Source organism: Thermococcus thermotolerans, from assembly GCF_024707485.1.
GTDB lineage: Archaea > Methanobacteriota_B > Thermococci > Thermococcales > Thermococcaceae > Thermococcus > Thermococcus thermotolerans.
The window spans coordinates 1,617,739-1,634,855 of record NZ_CP102602.1 but is presented as its reverse complement, the minus strand read 5'-3'; the positions used below and the strand labels follow the sequence as shown (position 1 = coordinate 1,634,855).

Genomic DNA, 17,117 nt, shown 5'->3' with positions numbered 1-17,117 from the left:
ATCACACCCCCTCACAGTACTGGTCGAACCTTATAACCGCCCTCAGCCGGGCAGTCTCGATGTCGATTATCGGAACCCTCGCAGGGGTCGGGACTATGTTAACCATCTTCTGGAACTCGGTCTGCGCCTGCCACGTGCCCGTGTTTATAAGAAAAACCCCATTGTACATCTTGTACTGCATAACGTGGACGTGACCCGCCTGGAAGAGGTCTGGGACGGATTCTATGACGAGGGTATCCTCCGAGTCCGGAGCTATAGGAACCTTCTCCCCAAAGGTCGGCGCGAGGTGGCGGAGCTTGAGAAGATCAAGCATCGCCTCCGCCGGCCTGTGGTGGCTCCTGTTTGGTAGAGCCGTGACGACGTCCTCTATTCCCCTGCCGTGGGCTATGAGGAAGTCCCTGCCGTGGAGCCGTATCACAGCGGGATTGCTTATTATAACCGCGTTCTTCAACTTCAGAAGGGGTCTCGCGTACTCCTCGTAGAAGCCCGGCTGTGGCAGGGCTGTTCTGGCCGCATCGTGGTTGCCCGGGCCGATGAACATGGTTATGTGCTCCGGCACGTTGCTCAAAAGATTGGCCAAGGCCTCATACTGGTCGAAGATATCGGGAATGGCAAGCTCGTTGTACTGGCCTGGATAGATGCCGATGCCATCGACAACGTCACCGGCAATTATCATGTACTTGATCCTGCTGACGAACTCCTCCTCGGCCTTGTTGTTTACGTCTCCATTCAGCCACTCCAGGAAGCGCATGAAGGCCTTCTCGCAGAACTTGTTCGAACCGACGTGAATGTCGCTGAGAAGAACTGCGTAAACCTTCTCCTCAAGGGGCGGCTTCTCGCGTTTGAACTTGGGAACGTCAGGGAGGTAAATCCTGTTCGCAAAGAATATTCCCCTTCCAGAGTATCGCCCCCTGAAGGCCACCACCGCATCGGGCATTATCTGGAAGAACTTCTTGCTCTCCTCGTTGTTGCGGTTTATGAAGACCTTGATAACACCGGTATTGTCCTCCACCTCGAACATAAAGCCCTTGGCGGTTTCTTTTTTGCTGTTCACGAGACCAATGATGGTTACCTCGTCATCTCCCCGCACGTATCCCAGCTTGGCTATGTCTATCACACCACCTATCTCCGGGTTTTCGCGGAGGATTCTGCGCATCTTCCTGAGCCTGCTCCTGAAGTAGTCGGAGTAGACCTTGATTATGATGTCCCCCTCTTTTCCGGCAGCATTTTTGGCCTTGGGGAGGGCAAATTTAACGTTCTTCACATCGAAGACTACCTCATAGTCGTCGGGTATCTCCTTTGCCCTGTAGTGAAAGCCCTCCACGGGAGAGATTTTGAAATCTGAGTAGACAGAGTAGCTCTTCTCCTTCCCGGGAATCTCCTCGCCTACGTATGCAATGGGCACCCCGTAGTCACCATAGACCACCTTGGGCTTAACCCCGTTTCCGTTTTCATCACCGTTAACGTAGCCGTTATTGTAGCCATTGCCGTTTTCGGGGAGAGCCTCCTCAACAACGGTTTCACTTTCCACGGGAAGGCTTTCATCTGAAGCCTCAGATAAGATGGACTCTTTAACTTCGGTTTCAGATTCGAAGTCCCCTCCGACCCCTGCGGTCTCGACATCTCCAGTGGAAATGAAACTCTCCCCCCCAGAAAAACTGCCCTCTTCTTCCCCAGATTGCGAAATTTCATATGTTTCCTCGCCGCTTTCAGGGATGGTTCCAGTGGAAATAGACGTTCGAGAGGCGTCACCAGAAGAAAGAACTGCCTCAGCCATTTTCGTAGAAGAAGCTGCCAACTCCGCAGATTCATTGAGAGAAGACGGTTCCTCTGAGATTTCCCCACTTGGGGCCGACTCAGACGAGATGTATTCCTCAAGGGAGGGTGCTTCTTGGGACGGAGACTGGGTGGAACTTTCCATTGGAGAGACACCCTTCTGCGACAGGAACTCCTTTGCCAGTGCAGAGTCTATCACGAAGGTCCCCTTTGCCTTTGCAAACTTTATGAGCTCCGCGAGCGTGAAGTCTCTCTTATAGGCATCAACTAGAAGATAGTAAGCCGAGGGCGTGATTAAATAGTTATTGGACATCAAATCCTCGATCAGACCCATCAGAGCAGCCTCCTCTGGCGGGACATGCTGATTGTCAGCACGGTCTGGAGCTGGTGGTCATGACGGTATATGTTCTTAACCTTATAAGGGGTTACGTTCAGGCGAATCTCCTTGGTTCTCCCATAGCGGCCCTTGCTGACGACCTTGGCGTTGATGATGCCGAGCATGTCGAGCTCGTTTATAAGGTCGCTCACGCGCCTCTGAGTGAGGGGTTCGAGGTCGATGTGGTCGCAGAGGGACTTGTAAACGGAGTAAACGTCACCGGTGTTTGCGGGAAGCTCACCGTTCTCATCGAGGAGGACTATGGCGTAGAGGAGGACCTTTGAGTGAAGCGGAAGGGTCTTTATAACCTCCTCCATGGTGTCCTGTTCTATCTTCTCCTGTGCCTTCCAGACGTGCCTCTCAGTGACCTTGCTGGCCCCCTCACGCTCTGCTATCTCCCCAGCGACACGGAGGAGGTCCAGAGCCCTTCTAGCATCTCCATGCTCCCTCGCGGCCAAAGCCGCACAGAGAGGAACGACCCCATCGTCCAGAACACCATCATTGAAGGCGTCCTTTGCACGCTGCATGAGAATATCACGGAGCTGGTTGGCATCATAGGGCGGGAAGACCACTTCCTCCTCGCTCAGACTTGAGAGAACACGGGCATCGAGGTACTCTTTGAACTTAAGGTCGTTGGAAATACCGATTATGCTGACTTTGGCTTTGGAAAGCTCCGTGTTTATCCTCGTCAGGGAGTACAGTATATCGTCGCCGCTCTTCTTGATGAGTTTGTCTATTTCGTCCAGGACTATTATGACGAAGCGCTCCTTGGCATCTATAACCTCCTTGAGCTTGGCGTAGACCTCATCAGTCGGCCAGCCGACAAGGGGAACCTCGACACCGCTCTCAAGCTTGAAGTAGTTCACAATGTTAGCCAAGACGCGGTACTGGGTGTCGACTATCTCACAGTTGACGTAGATAACATCCACGGGGACGTTATACTTCTGGGATATCTTCTTGAGCTCCTCAGTCACGAACTTGATGGTTACGGTCTTACCGGTTCCGGTTTTTCCATAGACGAAAACGTTGGAAGGTGTTTCTCCGCGGAGAACGGGAACGAGGATATGGGCAAGGTTCTCAATCTGCTCACGCCTGTGGGGAAGCTCCCGAGGCGTATAACTGTGCCTGAGAACCTCCTTATTCTTAAAGATCTTCTTGGCGTGAAGGTACTTCTCAAAGATTGAATCAAGGTAATTGTCGTCCATGGACACCACCCACTCCACTGGAAATCCAGCCCCATCGCTGATTTTTATTCATGAAATTCTTTATTTGTTGAACATATGATAATTTTATACCTCATAGTTGTCAATCAGCCAATTCTATCTAAGAGATCCTGAACATCAAACATGTGCTCCAGAGGAAGCACCGGATGCAGAGGAAAGCATAGATAGTCGAGCCAAGGGGTTTATATGCCTTGTTGAACAGGCGGATGTAAAAAGGCAGGTGGAAAATAGAAGAGATAATCAATGAAAATAAGGCCGAATCACCCCTCTTTGTCGCCGGGTTCCCCGAATATATCCCCAAAACGGCGTCAAGGAGCCGTTAGTGCAAGCGGACCGGAAGAAAATGTCCACATGGAAAAATCATGGGGGTAAAAAGCTCAGAAATAACCCACGTCCTTACCCCGTTCATCCATTTCCTTCTTGGCCGCGAACACTTCGTCGAGCAGATTCTTGGCATCCTCCACACTCATCCCAACTTTAACAGTTAGGAACCTCATTAACTCATCCCTGCTGGCACCGTGGTCGACTCTTTCCAGAACCATTCCAACTATGCGGTCAAAGATCTCCCTCGCAAAGGCCTCCTCAAGGCCCAGCGCTGAGACGGCAGACATCAGTCCTATTAGGAGCGACGTTAGGGCGTCGTTAAACTCTTCCTTCCCGAGGGTCTTCTTATCCAAGTCAACGCGGAGGTAAACATCATCATCCATGCCCGAGAGGGTGAACTTCATGAGGTTCACCTGGTCGTTGAGACGCAGGAGGGTGTGGTACACCTTGAGCTTCTCGTCCTTTGTCATGGAGAACGTCTCCAAGCCCAGAGGCACCAGCAGGTGTATAAAGTCCTCCGAGAAGGCCACCAGCAGGGAGAAGGGCATCCTCGGATGCTCCGCCACGTACATTCCCGGCCGCATTTCCTTAACAGACCATGGCAGGTCAACGATGTCTTCGGCATTGTCATTGCCTGCCCTCAACCACTCCAGAACCAGGGTTTCAATATCCTCCATGCGAACCACCGATACAAATTTGTTATAAGGGGTTAATAATATTGCACCCGAAGCGTAGTTTCCACAGGAAGCAAAGGGGTTCCATGTACAGTAATGCACATCGAGAGTTTCGATTTGTAAAGGAACCGATGGGTGCATTCCATCACTTCCACTGAAAGAAGAATGTACTCTTATGGATATCCATACAAGTTCATCAGAGCAATTATCGAGACATTTTGAGAAAACAGCATTGTTATCGTCTTTGATAAACCGTTAACAAAACGTGACCCCTGGGAGTTTTGTTTCCTGTGGAACACGGATATGGCTACTCGCCTCATTGTTTTGTGTTTCTGGTGAAACTCTCCCGTCTCATCTACGACTTCTAGTATTTATATTTTTTCATGAACAATGTTCATAAAAATCATGCAATCGCTTATAGTGATGAAAATTAGTTCATCACGAATCCAACATTATTTAAAAATTGTAGATTTGGCATTTGTAATCCGCTTTATAAATTGCCCTTTCTATAAACTGCCGGCTTAAACCCGTCCATCTCCAAAACTGGGTTCCAGTGGAAATGAAACTCTGGGGGGGTCTTTCAGATGGGCATCGAAAAAGACCTTCGTTTCCACTGGAAAAATGAGTCCATCCGTGGATGTGTGGGGGCATGGGTGATAATTTTTTAAAGCGGGCATCATAGTGTACATCATGATTCCGGTACCCTTAGTGCGGAGACTCCTCAGAATGAAGGTCAAGGTCAGCAGGAACCGGCTCCTGCAAATAGCTACCCTCGTGCTCATGCTGGCGGTTGTTTTCGCATTTCTGTTCATGTATTTCGAGAACGTGAGCTTTTACACGGCTTTTTACTGGGCAGTCATAACCATGGCCACAATCGGCTATGGTGACATAACGCCCCAGACAGAGGCCGGCCGCGCGGTGGCGATGGTCGCTGCCGTTGCCGGGATCTCGACGTTTACGGCCCTTGTTTCGATTCTGGCCGAATACTTCATTTCGTCGTCTCTAAGGAGGATGATGGGCATGCACAGGGTTAACTATTCCGGACACTACGTGATAATCGGTCGGGGGAGCAGTTTCCCTAGCTGTGTGAATGAACTCATGGCGGCGATTTCCAGTGGAGATGTAGAGATGCGGCCCATAGTGGTGGTCTTTCCAGATGAAAGCGAGAGGAAGAAGGTCGAGCTTCCAGAGGAAGTGGAGGTCCTCATAGGTGACCCCACGAATCCGGAAACGCTGGAGCGCGCCCATGTGGGGGAGGCATCCTACGTTATCCTCGCCCTGGAGGACGACTCGAAGTCCGTCTTCACGACCCTCATGGTGAAGCGCATGTCTAACGCGAAGGTCTTCGTCGAGGCCCTCCGCGGGGAGAGCCTGGAGCTTCTCAAAGGGGCCGGAGCCGATAGGGTGATACTCAGCAGGAGCCTCGCAGGAAGGTTGCTGGCCAGCTCCGTTTTCGAGCCAGAGGTGGTAGACGTCATAGATGATCTTACCACATCAACAGGGGGCTACGACATCTCCGTTCTGGAGCGTAAGAACCTCTGGGGTGTCCCATACGTCGAGGCTATGAAGCGCCTCCGTGAGGAGGGCTACTTCCTCCTTGGCTACTATCGGGAAAAGCCCGTCCTCAGCCCTGCGCTGGACGAGAGAATCCCTGAAGGATCCAAACTGATCGTTATAAGGCCCGGCTCTTCCAGTGGAAAAAATTGATGGTGTTGCTTTATTCCCTTTGTATCTGGTCACATGCCCTGTTTCAGCGCAGAACAGTTTTTCGGAAGCAGGGATTTGTGATATTTCTTAATACCTGGCAGTTTCATCCACCTCCCCATCGGAAAGAAAAGTATATAACCCTTCGGCTTTTTACCCCTATGAAAGGTAGGTGTAGAGGGTGAGTGAGATGCCACGGAAGAAGAAGGCTGACGATGAAATAAAAGAGCTCGAAGAGTTTGAGGAGCTCGATGTCGTTACGGAGTCCCCATCAAGCTCAACTAAGAAAAAGAAGGAGAAAGAAATAAAGACCCTTGAAGACCTCCCGGGTGTTGGGCCAGCCACTGCCGAGAAGCTCCGCGAGGCCGGCTACGACAGCATTGAGGCCATAGCCGTTGCATCCCCTATGGAGCTCAAGGAGATAGCTGGCATAAGTGAGGGTGCTGCTCTCAAGATAATCCAGGCCGCCAGGGAAGCGGCAAACATAGGAACCTTCATGCGGGCGGACGAGTACATGGAGAAGCGCAGAACCATAGGCAGGATTTCCACTGGAAGCAAGAGCCTCGATAAGCTCGTCGGCGGTGGAGTCGAGACCCAGGCCATAACCGAGGTCTTCGGAGAGTTCGGAAGCGGGAAGTGCTTTGCCAAGGATACGAAAGTTTACTACGAAAACGATACTCTCGTTCACTTTGAGACTATAGAGGAGATGTACGAGAAGTACAGGGCTTTAGGGAGGGAAGTTCCCTTTGATACTGGCTTTGCGGTTCCACTGGAAACAGTCAGCGTCTACACCTTTGATCCTGCGACCGGAGAAATAAAGCGCACTAAGGCATCTTATCTGTACCGCGAGTGGGTCAGAAAGATACTTCAGCTTAACCTCTCTCGGGGACGGAAGCTCAGGATAACCGCAGTTCACCCTGTTCTTGTCTTCAGAAACGGCCTTCAGTGGGTTCGCGCGGGGGAGCTCAGGGAAGGCGATGTGATTGTTGGCGTTCGCAAGGTTCCCGCAAATTCTACACACTTGTCCGATGAAATGGCCTATTTCCTCGGTCTCTTCGTTGCGGAAGGGACATCGAATCCGCTCTCAATAACCACATCCTCTGAACAACTCAGGGATTTCATCGTTGAGTTCATTAAGCGCCATGACGGCTATGAGCCAAAGGTTGAAGTTAGGCGCGGTCTCTACAGGATACTCCTCCGCAAGAAAACTGCGGAGTGGCTTGGAGGGCTCTCAGCTTCGAACGCTCAAAGCAAGGTCGTTCCGGAGGAAATACTCAACGGTGATGAGGACACGATAGTAAGCTTCCTCGCCGGTTACCTCGACGGTGATGGCCACGTTGCCGAGTCCCACATTGAGTTCGTCACCAAGAGCAGGAACCTGGCTGATGGTATCGTCTTCCTGCTGAAGCGCCTCGGGATTTCCCCAACGGTCTCCGAGAAGGTCATAAACCGAGAAACTTACTACAGGATTTTCATAACTGGTGAGGACAGGGCTTCCTTCAGCTCGGTTCTTGGGGTTTCCATCCTCAAGAACTCGAAGCTACCTGGCCGCGGCGTTGGTCGTTATCCTCCAGCAGTGGCCAGGTACCTCTCTGCCCTTTACTCTGAATTCAGACTGCCAAAGAGGGATGGTGAAACTGCATACCACATCCTGACACGCAGTAAGAACGTCTGGTTCACCGAGAGGACTCTCGAAAGAATCTCTGACTACTTCAGGGATGCCCTCAACAGGCTTGAACTCACAAAGAAAGCAATTGAAAACGGGGAGAAACCAGAGCTTCCGTTCCCGTGGACGGTTCTCAGGAAGTATGGCTTTACCGATAGGCAGATTTCAAACTACCGTGCCAGGGGACTTCCAAAGCGCGAACCCCTTAGGGGCAGAGTAATCTCGGCTCTCCTGCGTGAGATTGAAGAGCACGAGAAGATTGCCAGAAAAGCCATTGAATTCATTGAGTTCCTTAAAAAACTGGAATTCTATGAGGTAAAGTCCGTTGAGCTTGTTGAGTACAACGACTGGGTCTACGACCTAGTTGTCCCAGAGACCCACAACTTCATAGCGCCGAACGGCCTCGTCCTCCATAACACTCAGCTGGCTCACACTCTCGCGGTGATGGTTCAGCTCCCCGAGGAGGAGGGCGGCCTCCACGGTTCGGTCATATGGATAGACACCGAGAACACCTTCAGGCCCGAGAGAATAAGGCAGATCGCCGAGAACCGAGGTCTCGATCCGGACGAGACCCTCAAGAACATCTACGTGGCCAGGGCCTTCAACAGCAACCACCAGATGCTCCTCATCGAGAAGGCGGAGGAGATAATCAAGGAGAAAGCGGAGACAGACAGACCTGTAAAGCTCCTCGTCGTTGATTCTCTCATGGCCCACTTCAGGAGCGAGTACGTCGGCAGGGGGACTCTGGCGGAGAGACAGCAGAAGCTGGCGAAACATCTCGCAGACCTTCACCGCATTGCTGACCTCTACGATATAGCAGTCTTCGTCACCAACCAGGTTCAGGCCAAGCCCGATGCGTTCTTCGGCGACCCGACGAGGCCCGTTGGTGGTCACATCCTTGCCCACAGCGCCACGCTTAGGATATACCTCAGGAAGGGTAAGGCCGGGAAGCGCGTCGCCAGGCTCATAGACAGCCCGCACCTTCCCGAGGGGGAGGCGATCTTCAGGATAACCGACAGGGGCGTTGAGGACTGAGTTAGCTTTTTAACCCCTCTTCTTTACTTCTCCCCATGTCGAAAGTTGAGGCCGTTCAGAACCCCTCCCGCGATGAGCTCTTGAGGATAGTCGATTCCGCCCTGTCGTCCGAGGCAATGCTGACGATATTTGCCCGGTGTAAGGTTCACTACGACGGGAGAGCCAAGAGCGAGCTCGGCTCCGGCGACAGGGTGATAATAATCAAGCCGGATGGTGCCTTTCTCATTCACCAGAGCAGGAAGAGGGAACCCGTCAACTGGCAGCCGCCCGGGAGCTTCGTAACGGTTGAGGAGCGCGATGGCGTAATCATCCTCCGCTCCGTGAGGAGGAAGCCGAAGGAGATACTCGAAGTTGAGCTGGAAGAGGTTTATCTAGTTTCTCTTTTCAAGGCCGAGGACTACGAGGAGCTTGCTTTGACCGGCAGCGAGGCCGAGATGGCGGAGATGGTATTCCGAAATCCCGAACTCATCGAGCCGGGCTTCAAGCCCCTCTTCCGGGAAAAGCAGATCGGCCACGGCATAGTGGACATCCTCGGCCGCGATAGGGACGGAAACCTCGTCGTCCTTGAACTTAAGCGCAGGAAGGCCGACCTGCATGCCGTCAGCCAGCTCAAGCGCTACGTCGAAGCCCTGGGAAAGGAGCACAGGAACGTCAGGGGAATACTGGTCGCGCCGTCCCTGACTGCTGGTGCAAAGAAGCTCCTCGAAAAGGAGGGCCTTGAGTTCAGAAGGGTTCAGCCACCGAAGAGGGAAAAGCTCGGAAAAGGCAGGCAGAAAACTCTTTTTTAGCCTATGTCCATCTCCTGCGGCAACATCTCGCGAACCCTGACCACCAGCACCGTGTTCCTCTTCCTCACCTCGACTATTCTACCGAGGCCGAGGAGCCTCACCTGCGCCCTGCACACTGTCACTTCCCTCTCGTCGCTCTCCTCCCATGGAATCCTCTGCTCCATGCTCTCCAGGCGGAGTATCTCCGCGAGAAGCCCTTCCGTGCCCACGGTGACATCCTGGAATGTCTCGTATGTGAGGAAGACCCGTCCAAGCTCTTGAGCCTTTTCGAGGGCAATGACGTTCCTTGCGCTTCTTAGCTCAAGGGTCTTGTACGGGCTCCGCAAAAGCTCATCGAGAACCCGCCTCGCGATTCCGGCGAGGGTTATAGCCTCCATGCTCCCACCTCACAGGTAGATGCTCTCGTACTGCTTCTCGGCCTTTCTTCTTGCCTGCTCCATCTGCTCGTGCATCTTCCTCAGCTGGGTCTCTATCATCTCCGCCTCCTTGATGAGCGGCTCCGTTGAGACCTCTATCGGCGTCAGCTTCTTGAGGATTTCTATGACGTTCGCTGCTGCCCTCGGGTCGGGTCTGTCCCCGAACGTCTCCCCGAGGAGGACGTAGGCGTCGAGTTTTTCCTTGCTCGCCTCCCAGAGGAGCTTTCCGCTCATCCCCATTATCGAACCGTACTGGAGGATTTTCACGCCCAGATTCTCAAGCTCCCTGTTCAGCTCTTCCTTTGCCCCAACCCCCCAGACGTCCATCTTCTCCTTGAAGAAGCCTATTCCTATGCCCCCGAGGGACACTATCTTGTCAGCCCCCGAGTCCTTGAGGTACCTCACGAGCTCCCGGGCTATCTCGCTCACGAGGGTTGGGGGCACGTAGATGTCGGCCGTTGCCAGTATTATGTTGTCCTTCCCGTAGAACCTGAGCGGAGGGTTGGGTTTCCCATCGAAGATCAGGGCCATGGGCGGGATGAACGGGCTCTCCACGTAGCCTATCATCTCCATTTCAAGCTCCTTCGCCAGGAAGTTGGCCGCTATGTGGCCGACCAGGCCTATTCCGGGATAGCCCTCTATCAGGATGGGGTTTTTTATCTCCGGCAGAACTATCTTGACCGGACTCCCGTTTTCCACGGTACCACCCCCGGAGAAATTTAGTTCCAAAAGGTTATTAAATTTTCGGATTCTTTCATTTCCAGAGAGATTGTTTGAACTAAAGTCGATGTTACCTGTCCCGGAAAGTCATTAAACCCTTCAAGGGGATTCAATGTGGGGTAAATGGGTTTGGACAGGATGCAACGTTGAGCTGATTTGTCCTGTAACATAGCAGAAGGGATATTAGGAGAGAGTATTAAAAATTTCTTAAAATGCCCATATTTCTATTTTCAAGTTTTATGTTCTAAACCATTACTAATAGAAAATTATATATACGTCTAACACCCAACACCTAATGGTGATATCTTTGAAATGGATAAGACTCTTGGCCGGAGTTCTGATGTTTGTTTTTGTTTTTTCAGGGTTTGTTAGTGCACGACCTCAGGCTGACGTGGACAGCTGGACGGTTATTGATCTCTTTGTTATGGAGCAGATTGATATTGCACATACCAAAGGAACTATCAACGACCCGCATTTTGTGAACAGGCTCACCAACCTCGTTTTGAAGAGATTTGACAGACAGCTTGATGCTGAGATTGCTGAACATGCTAAAAACCTCGCACCTGAGCAGAGGGAAACCCTTAAGCGGTTACTGGTAAGCGATTACGTCTCCTACCTCTACCAGAGGAGCTTTTACCCCAAGAACGCCAAGGTATTAGTCGTGAAGCCCATTAAAGTTGCCTCAGTTAAGACTAACGGCAAAGTCTATGACTATTACTATGCTCCGATGAGCTCTTCAATCCCCTACCCAATCCATTGGTGGGTTCAAGTTAAGGTTGATATTAACGGAGGAACGGGAACTGACAGCAAGGGATACCAATACAACGTAGATGGCCATAATGACCTCTTTAAAATAGTTGTCTATTATGACTCAACGAGTGTAAAGTATGAACTTCATTTCTACGATGAGGACCACCCGGACCCTTCACTTAATGCTGTGTATGACTGGACACGATGTCATATTTTATATCCTGGGAGAGATGATACTTATGGATGTGAAGACATAGAAAGCATCGAAGTCAAAGATGGCTCAATAATCTTCCCAACGACATCTAGTACCTATACAGAATGTGGATATTTAATTTGTCATGAGATAAGTCAGACATACGCAACGCCAGCACCCACCCATGGTTATGGAATTAAGTTGTATTCTTCTTCTTCCGTTGAAGTTTACGTTAGCAACACCTGGAACCACCTCATGAATACTGTAGATACTAGCCCGGATATGGCCAAGATCTGGCACTATTATTCGTGGAGGTAGTGGGATATGAGGTACTCCCTTCGTTTCCTCATATCTTTGAGGCTTTTTCTAAGGGTTTTTGCTTTTGCTTATCCGCTCTTTCTAACGGTTATGTACAACTTTTGGATTTTTGAAAAACTATCCGCCGTTGCGTGGTGGGGGTACATAGTCTTTGTGGCCGCGTGGGAGCTTCTGATGGGTGTTGCTGGTGATCGTCTGCCGTTAAAGTCCCTCTTAACCACCTACGTGGCAATTGCCCTTCCCCTTGAATTCCCAAGCGTTTTCTTAGGTGGTGTTTACGTTCACACAGCACTTGTCTTTCTGCCCTGGGTTGTCCTCTGGTACGGGTCTCTACTGCTGTTGACTGCTCTTAATTTTTACTTAAGACCGGTGATAACGATGGGTGGGTGATAAAAGGAGTTAACTGCTGTGGGGAGTTATATTTCCACTGGAAAAGCAACCCTTAAATAACACGGGGCTTATTTTTACAGGGTGATGTCTATGGTGAAGATTGGTATCATGGGTGGTTCAGGTGTTTACGGCGTCTTCGAGCCTAAGGAAACGGTGAAGGTCCACACCCCCTACGGCAGGCCTTCGGCTCCAGTGGAAATAGGGGAGATAGGGGGCGTTGAGGTAGCCTTCATACCTCGTCACGGCAAGCATCACGAGTTCCCACCGCACGAGGTTCCCTATCGCGCGAACATCTGGGCGCTCAAGGAACTGGGCGTCGAGACGGTCATCGGCATTACCGCCGTCGGCTCGCTCCGCGAGGAGTACAAGCCGGGAGACATCGTCATAACAGACCAGTTCATCGACTTTACCAAGAAGCGCGACTACACATTCTACAACGGACCGCGCGTCGCCCACGTGAGCATGGCCGACCCATTCTGCCCTGAGATAAGGAAAATCTTCTACGAGACGGCCAAAGAGCTCGGCTTCCCAGTCCACGAGAAGGGCACCTACGTCTGTATCGAGGGGCCGAGGTTCTCAACGAGGGCAGAAAGCTTCATGTTCAGGCAGTTCGCCCACATCATCGGCATGACGCTTGTCCCGGAGGTAAACCTCGCCAGGGAGCTTGGAATGTGCTACGCGAACATCGCAACGGTCACCGACTACGACGTCTGGGCCGAGAAGCCGGTTGACGCTCAGGAGGTGCTCAAGGTCATGGCCGAGAACAACTACAAGGTTCAGGAACTGCTCAAGAAGGCCATCCCGCTCATTCCGGAGGAGAGAAAGTGCGGCTGCGCCGATGTTTTGAAGAGCATGTTCGTGTGATTTTTATAATTACTTTTTGGGATTGTTTTTCTTTTCTACGTTTTTAATATGACGCGTGGTTGGTTTGATACTCCTTAGACAGTCTCTTTTGTGACGTATTGGAAAAAAAGATAATACTATGGTAAAGCGTAAAATTTAAATATGACTTTTGCTTCATCAATAATGGTGATGCCCGTGAAGCGGTTCCTGACTGTAATGGTTGTGTTCCTCATCCTTGGCCTAACAGCTAGCTCTGCCATGGCGGCGTCTGATGTTGTGCCAAAGTCAACTCCGAATGTTCCCACTACTCTAAAATGTCCTTGTTGTTCAGGGAACGTGAGCCTACCGAAGGATCTCCGGGTGCAGGAACTTAGGGGGCCGACGACGTATCTAATGGCCCTAAGGGCTTTCAATACTAAAGATTCAATAATGCTGAGGGAGCACCTGCGGGATCAAAACCTTGTGCCAGTGTACGAAAAAGCTACCGTTTTGATAGTGGAGTACAACGGAACAACGACAGAAATAGTTAAGGTGCCGCTGGTTGGATCCACTAGTGTGGGGCAACTGGTTTATGTCCAGAACAAATATGGCTCTGCGTTGGCACTGGGCAGATATGTGCTAGGATCTCATGAAATAGAAGTTTATACTGTGGATATTAATGGAAATATTCATAAGGAGATTCGTCCGCTGGGATTTTGGGGATCTTTGAAATGTTTCATTTGTGAATATGTGGCCGATGCTGTGATAAAGCTAGGAGGAACTGTTGCATGTACTGGGGTGTGTGGCACGGTGTGTTTAATGTCCACTCCAATTCCGGGTGCAGTGGCAACATGCCTTGCCACATGCTTTCCGATTTGTAGCGTTGTAAGTGGAATTGTAGTTGAGTACTTAAAATACAACAAGTACATAAGCCCCCATGAAGTATGTAAAAAAGCAGGATATTGTTGAGGGGGTGTTATGGTGGCCCTAAAAAAACTCTTCAACCGAACTTACTTTTTACATATTTTTTGGGGGATTGTTTTAGATGAATTTTTTATATCTTTTGTTATGACTATAGTTATATTCTCCGCTTTTAAAGGAAGTTCTTTAATGGCGGCTGTGATATCTGCCCTTGTCTTGATGGTTTACCTGTTGTTGATTCGGAGAAGTATTCATTATAAAAAACAGAAGTTATGGCTCTTGTGGAGTCTCTACAGAAATATAACCCGGAATATTGACAAAGAAGAGGGCAAAAGGATCATGGCTCTTTTTATTTCTCGTGAAAAGAATCTTGAGCATAGGAGAATTTTAGAGAGGTATTCTCGAATTCTCATCGGTGGTGAAGCGTAATGAGTGCATGTTGAATAACTTTAGTAGTGTAGAATAAGTGTTGTGTATAGGTGTCATCAACTGAGAAGCATATTCGTAGATTAATCAGGGGGTAGGAAAATGAAGTGGTGGGTACTGATATTATTGACAGTCTTGGCTTTGGGAGGTATTTTCCATACATATTCGGAGGAAGATGTGATCTCTTACTGGTCTTCCATCACCTCCTTTACGGCCCACGAAACAATAAAAATCGGCAATCAGACGTTTGAGAGTCATGTTTCCTTTACAAAGCCCGACAAAATCACTAGAAAGGATTACATAAACGGTTCCTTGGTTCAAAAAATCGTCATAGAAAACGGAATCCAGAAGATTATAACCGCCAACGGAACGTTTGTCCTTAACGCCACCATGGAAGACATTAACGCCCTCGATCCCTTCGCTTCAATACTCACCAACCTTGAGTCCTTCAACGTCACGTGGGAGGGAGACATCTTGCTTCTCAAACCAAAGACTGAAGGAATGCCAACCTACGAGGTTGAACTCAACGGAAAACTGCCGGAGAGAATCACAATAAAACAAGCCGGACTGGCGATTGTGGTGGAGTACAAGACGATTGAGGTGACAAAATAGCGTACGTTTATTTTTGGACCATGCCCTTTTCTCTTTTATGAAACTGTGTTTGTTTCTGGTGAAGAGCGTTTGGACTCTTACTGAGATATCTTTCTATGTTTCCTGAAAAGTTGGGGAGTAAAGATTTATACTGGTTTTTTAATGGTCTGTGGTGACCTTTAATGGGTAGGAGAGTACTTTTAATAACAATAGTGCTCTTAGTGGTTTCAGCACTAAGTTTTGCCAGCACCTACGAGTTCCAGGCCTACGGCTACGTCACAAAGGTGGTTGATGGCGACACCGTGTGGTTTCACTCCTACTACGGTTACAAAGCTGGAGAAACCTTCAAGATCCGCTTCGCCGACATAAACGCGCCCGAGATATACACCGATGAAGGCAAGGAATCGAAGGCCGCTTTGGAGTGGCTCCTCGATACATACGGCCGCTACGTCTACCTCGACGTCGATGACGTCTACGAAACCGACCGCTACGGCAGGGTCGTTGCCGTGCTCTACCTTCCCTTCTGGTACTACGGCTACGCCCTGAACGTTAATGAGTGGCTCGTTGAGAGCGGCTACGCGAGCATCTGGGACCACTACAACGAGTTCAACCCCTACTCCTGGAGCCTCTGGGTTCCCATTTGAGGGCTTTTCTCTTCTCCGACACCTTTTTAACTTCCACCGGAAACACACCCCTTTAAAACAGGGGTGGTGGTCATGAGCATTCTCATCAAAAACGGCCGCGTTATCTACGGCGAGGGCTTTGAGGTCGTTGAGGGTGACGTTCTCATTGAGGGAAATCGAATCGTTAAGGTGGCCAAAAACATCACAGAGCCCGCTGACACGGTCATAGACGCCAAGGGGCGCGTTGTCTCTCCGGCCTTCGTAAACCTCCACACCCACTCACCAATGGGTCTCTTCCGTGGCCTGGCTGACGACCTTCCGCTGATGGACTGGTTGCAGAACCACATATGGCCGAGGGAAGCAAAGCTTACGAGGGAGTACACCAAGGTTGGGGCATACCTAGGTGCGCTGGAGATGATAAAGAGCGGGACCGGCACGTTTCTCGACATGTACTTCTTCATGGACGCCGTTGCCGAGGTTGTGGAGGAAGCCGGCCTGCGTGGGTACCTCAGCTACGGCATGATAGACCTCGGCGACCCCGAGAAAACCGAGAAGGAGATCAAAGAGGCCCTCCGGGTGATGGAGTTTATCGAGAAGCTCGGCTCCGACAGGGTTCACTTTGTCTTCGGGCCGCACGCACCGTACACCTGCTCCATAGCCCTCCTCAAGGAGGTAAGGAGGCTCGCGAACGAGCACGGCAAGCTCATCACCATCCACGTGAGCGAGACGATGGCCGAGATAGGCCAGATAAGCGAGCGCTATGGCAAGAGCCCCGTGGTTTTGCTCGATGAAATCGGCTTCTTTGGGAGCGACGTTATAATCGCCCACGGCGTCTGGCTTGACAGCAGGGACATCCAGATACTCGCGAGGCACGGTGTCACCGTCGCCCATAATCCGGCGAGCAACATGAAGCTCGCGAGCGGCGTGATGCCCCTTCAGAGGCTCCTGAACGCGGGTGTAAATGTCGGTCTTGGGACCGACGGCGCCGCCAGCAATAACAACCTCGACATGCTCGACGAGATGAAGCTGGTCGCTCTCCTCCACAAGGTGCACAACCTCGATCCAACGGTTGCCGATGCTAAGACGGTCTTCAGGATGGCGACCCTCAATGGGGCCAGGGCTTTGCGCCTCAACGCCGGGGTCATAAAGGAGGGCTACCTGGCGGATATAGCAATCATTGACTTCAACCGGCCCCACTTGAGGCCAATAAACAACGTGATAAGCCACTTGGTTTATTCGGCCAGTGGAAACGACGTTGAGACTACGATAGTCGACGGAAAAATCCTCATGCTCGACCGTGAGGTCCTCACGCTCGACGAGGAGAAGATAATTGAAGATGCCGAAAAAACGATAGAGAAGCTGGCCTGAGTTAGGGTTAAAT

General features: G+C 50.8%; 16 protein-coding genes. 11 read left to right on the top strand and 5 right to left on the bottom strand.

What is annotated here, in order from left to right; genetic code table 11:
* Position 1: 1 nt before the first annotated feature.
* The 3 genes from NUS69_RS09225 to NUS69_RS09215 form a co-directional block, all read right to left on the bottom strand.
* Complete coding sequence (locus NUS69_RS09225; RefSeq protein ID WP_258083497.1) at positions 2-2,110, bottom strand: DNA-directed DNA polymerase II small subunit; 2,109 nt, start codon at positions 2,108-2,110, stop codon at positions 2-4.
* Entirely contained in the window at positions 2,110-3,357 is a 1,248-nt protein-coding gene (locus NUS69_RS09220; RefSeq protein ID WP_258083496.1) for an ORC1-type DNA replication protein, read from the bottom strand. The genes NUS69_RS09225 and NUS69_RS09220 overlap by 1 nt, the downstream gene beginning before the upstream one ends.
* Positions 3,358-3,752: 395 nt before the next feature.
* On the bottom strand, positions 3,753-4,376 hold the full coding sequence (locus tag NUS69_RS09215; RefSeq protein WP_258083495.1) for a DNA-binding protein: 624 nt from the start codon (positions 4,374-4,376) through the stop codon (positions 3,753-3,755).
* Positions 4,377-5,063: 687 nt separating this feature from the next.
* Here NUS69_RS09215 and NUS69_RS09210 point away from each other — a divergent pair.
* From NUS69_RS09210 to nucS, 3 genes are all read left to right on the top strand, one after another.
* Positions 5,064-6,080 carry a potassium channel family protein gene (locus NUS69_RS09210; RefSeq protein ID WP_258083494.1) on the top strand — a complete coding sequence of 339 codons (1,017 nt, stop codon included), beginning with the start codon at positions 5,064-5,066 and terminating at the stop codon, positions 6,078-6,080.
* A 187-nt stretch (positions 6,081-6,267) separates the two neighbouring features.
* Entirely contained in the window at positions 6,268-8,778 is a 2,511-nt protein-coding gene (gene radA / locus NUS69_RS09205) for a DNA repair and recombination protein RadA (RefSeq protein WP_258083493.1), read from the top strand.
* Positions 8,779-8,813: 35 nt separating this feature from the next.
* A complete protein-coding gene (gene nucS, locus NUS69_RS09200; protein ID WP_258083492.1) occupies positions 8,814-9,566 on the top strand; it encodes an endonuclease NucS in 753 nt (250 codons plus the stop codon).
* Here nucS and NUS69_RS09195 read toward each other — a convergent pair.
* Together NUS69_RS09195 and NUS69_RS09190 are read right to left on the bottom strand one after the other, a co-directional pair.
* Positions 9,563-9,943 carry a DUF473 domain-containing protein gene (locus NUS69_RS09195; RefSeq protein ID WP_258083491.1) on the bottom strand — a complete coding sequence of 127 codons (381 nt, stop codon included), beginning with the start codon at positions 9,941-9,943 and terminating at the stop codon, positions 9,563-9,565. The two genes, nucS and NUS69_RS09195, sit on opposite strands and share 4 nt — an antisense overlap.
* A gap of 9 nt (positions 9,944-9,952) precedes the next feature.
* On the bottom strand, positions 9,953-10,681 hold the full coding sequence (locus NUS69_RS09190; protein WP_258083490.1) for a proteasome assembly chaperone family protein: 729 nt from the start codon (positions 10,679-10,681) through the stop codon (positions 9,953-9,955).
* 328 nt (positions 10,682-11,009) lie between these two features.
* On the opposite strand from NUS69_RS09190, the gene NUS69_RS09185 reads away from it, so the two are divergent.
* The 8 genes from NUS69_RS09185 to NUS69_RS09150 all read left to right on the top strand — a co-directional run bounded on the left by NUS69_RS09185 (position 11,010) and on the right by NUS69_RS09150 (position 17,104).
* Complete coding sequence (locus NUS69_RS09185) at positions 11,010-11,963, top strand: hypothetical protein (RefSeq protein ID WP_258083489.1); 954 nt, start codon at positions 11,010-11,012, stop codon at positions 11,961-11,963.
* A 6-nt stretch (positions 11,964-11,969) separates the two neighbouring features.
* A complete protein-coding gene (locus NUS69_RS09180) occupies positions 11,970-12,353 on the top strand; it encodes a hypothetical protein (protein ID WP_258083488.1) in 384 nt (127 codons plus the stop codon).
* A gap of 90 nt (positions 12,354-12,443) precedes the next feature.
* Positions 12,444-13,217, top strand: coding sequence for an S-methyl-5'-thioadenosine phosphorylase (locus NUS69_RS09175; RefSeq protein ID WP_258083487.1), 774 nt, complete (start codon positions 12,444-12,446; stop codon positions 13,215-13,217).
* A gap of 162 nt (positions 13,218-13,379) precedes the next feature.
* Complete coding sequence (locus NUS69_RS09170; RefSeq protein WP_258083486.1) at positions 13,380-14,144, top strand: hypothetical protein; 765 nt, start codon at positions 13,380-13,382, stop codon at positions 14,142-14,144.
* Between the two features lie 9 nt (positions 14,145-14,153).
* Positions 14,154-14,525 (top strand): hypothetical protein, encoded by a 372-nt coding sequence (locus NUS69_RS09165; RefSeq protein WP_258083485.1) that lies wholly within the window; start codon positions 14,154-14,156, stop codon positions 14,523-14,525.
* 99 nt (positions 14,526-14,624) lie between these two features.
* Complete coding sequence (locus tag NUS69_RS09160) at positions 14,625-15,134, top strand: hypothetical protein (protein ID WP_258083484.1); 510 nt, start codon at positions 14,625-14,627, stop codon at positions 15,132-15,134.
* A 161-nt stretch (positions 15,135-15,295) separates the two neighbouring features.
* On the top strand, positions 15,296-15,757 hold the full coding sequence (locus NUS69_RS09155; protein ID WP_258083483.1) for a thermonuclease family protein: 462 nt from the start codon (positions 15,296-15,298) through the stop codon (positions 15,755-15,757).
* A 72-nt stretch (positions 15,758-15,829) separates the two neighbouring features.
* On the top strand, positions 15,830-17,104 hold the full coding sequence (locus NUS69_RS09150) for an amidohydrolase family protein (RefSeq protein WP_258083482.1): 1,275 nt from the start codon (positions 15,830-15,832) through the stop codon (positions 17,102-17,104).
* Positions 17,105-17,117: the final 13 nt, after the last annotated feature.

What these genes read in the sequence shown, in the direction of transcription:
- NUS69_RS09220 (WP_258083496.1), bottom strand. Translation starts at nt 3,357, where the DNA reads ATGGACGACAATTACCTTGATTCAATCTTTGAGAAGTACCTTCACGCC.
- NUS69_RS09165 (WP_258083485.1), top strand. Translation starts at nt 14,154, where the DNA reads ATGGTGGCCCTAAAAAAACTCTTCAACCGAACTTACTTTTTACATATT.
- NUS69_RS09225 (WP_258083497.1), bottom strand. Translation starts at nt 2,110, where the DNA reads ATGGGTCTGATCGAGGATTTGATGTCCAATAACTATTTAATCACGCCC.
- NUS69_RS09160 (WP_258083484.1), top strand. Translation starts at nt 14,625, where the DNA reads ATGAAGTGGTGGGTACTGATATTATTGACAGTCTTGGCTTTGGGAGGT.
- NUS69_RS09175 (WP_258083487.1), top strand. Translation starts at nt 12,444, where the DNA reads ATGGTGAAGATTGGTATCATGGGTGGTTCAGGTGTTTACGGCGTCTTC.
- NUS69_RS09210 (WP_258083494.1), top strand. Translation starts at nt 5,064, where the DNA reads ATGATTCCGGTACCCTTAGTGCGGAGACTCCTCAGAATGAAGGTCAAG.
- radA (WP_258083493.1), top strand. Translation starts at nt 6,268, where the DNA reads ATGCCACGGAAGAAGAAGGCTGACGATGAAATAAAAGAGCTCGAAGAG.
- NUS69_RS09155 (WP_258083483.1), top strand. Translation starts at nt 15,296, where the DNA reads ATGGGTAGGAGAGTACTTTTAATAACAATAGTGCTCTTAGTGGTTTCA.
- NUS69_RS09195 (WP_258083491.1), bottom strand. Translation starts at nt 9,943, where the DNA reads ATGGAGGCTATAACCCTCGCCGGAATCGCGAGGCGGGTTCTCGATGAG.
- NUS69_RS09215 (WP_258083495.1), bottom strand. Translation starts at nt 4,376, where the DNA reads ATGGAGGATATTGAAACCCTGGTTCTGGAGTGGTTGAGGGCAGGCAAT.
- nucS (WP_258083492.1), top strand. Translation starts at nt 8,814, where the DNA reads ATGTCGAAAGTTGAGGCCGTTCAGAACCCCTCCCGCGATGAGCTCTTG.
- NUS69_RS09150 (WP_258083482.1), top strand. Translation starts at nt 15,830, where the DNA reads ATGAGCATTCTCATCAAAAACGGCCGCGTTATCTACGGCGAGGGCTTT.
- NUS69_RS09180 (WP_258083488.1), top strand. Translation starts at nt 11,970, where the DNA reads ATGAGGTACTCCCTTCGTTTCCTCATATCTTTGAGGCTTTTTCTAAGG.
- NUS69_RS09170 (WP_258083486.1), top strand. Translation starts at nt 13,380, where the DNA reads ATGGTGATGCCCGTGAAGCGGTTCCTGACTGTAATGGTTGTGTTCCTC.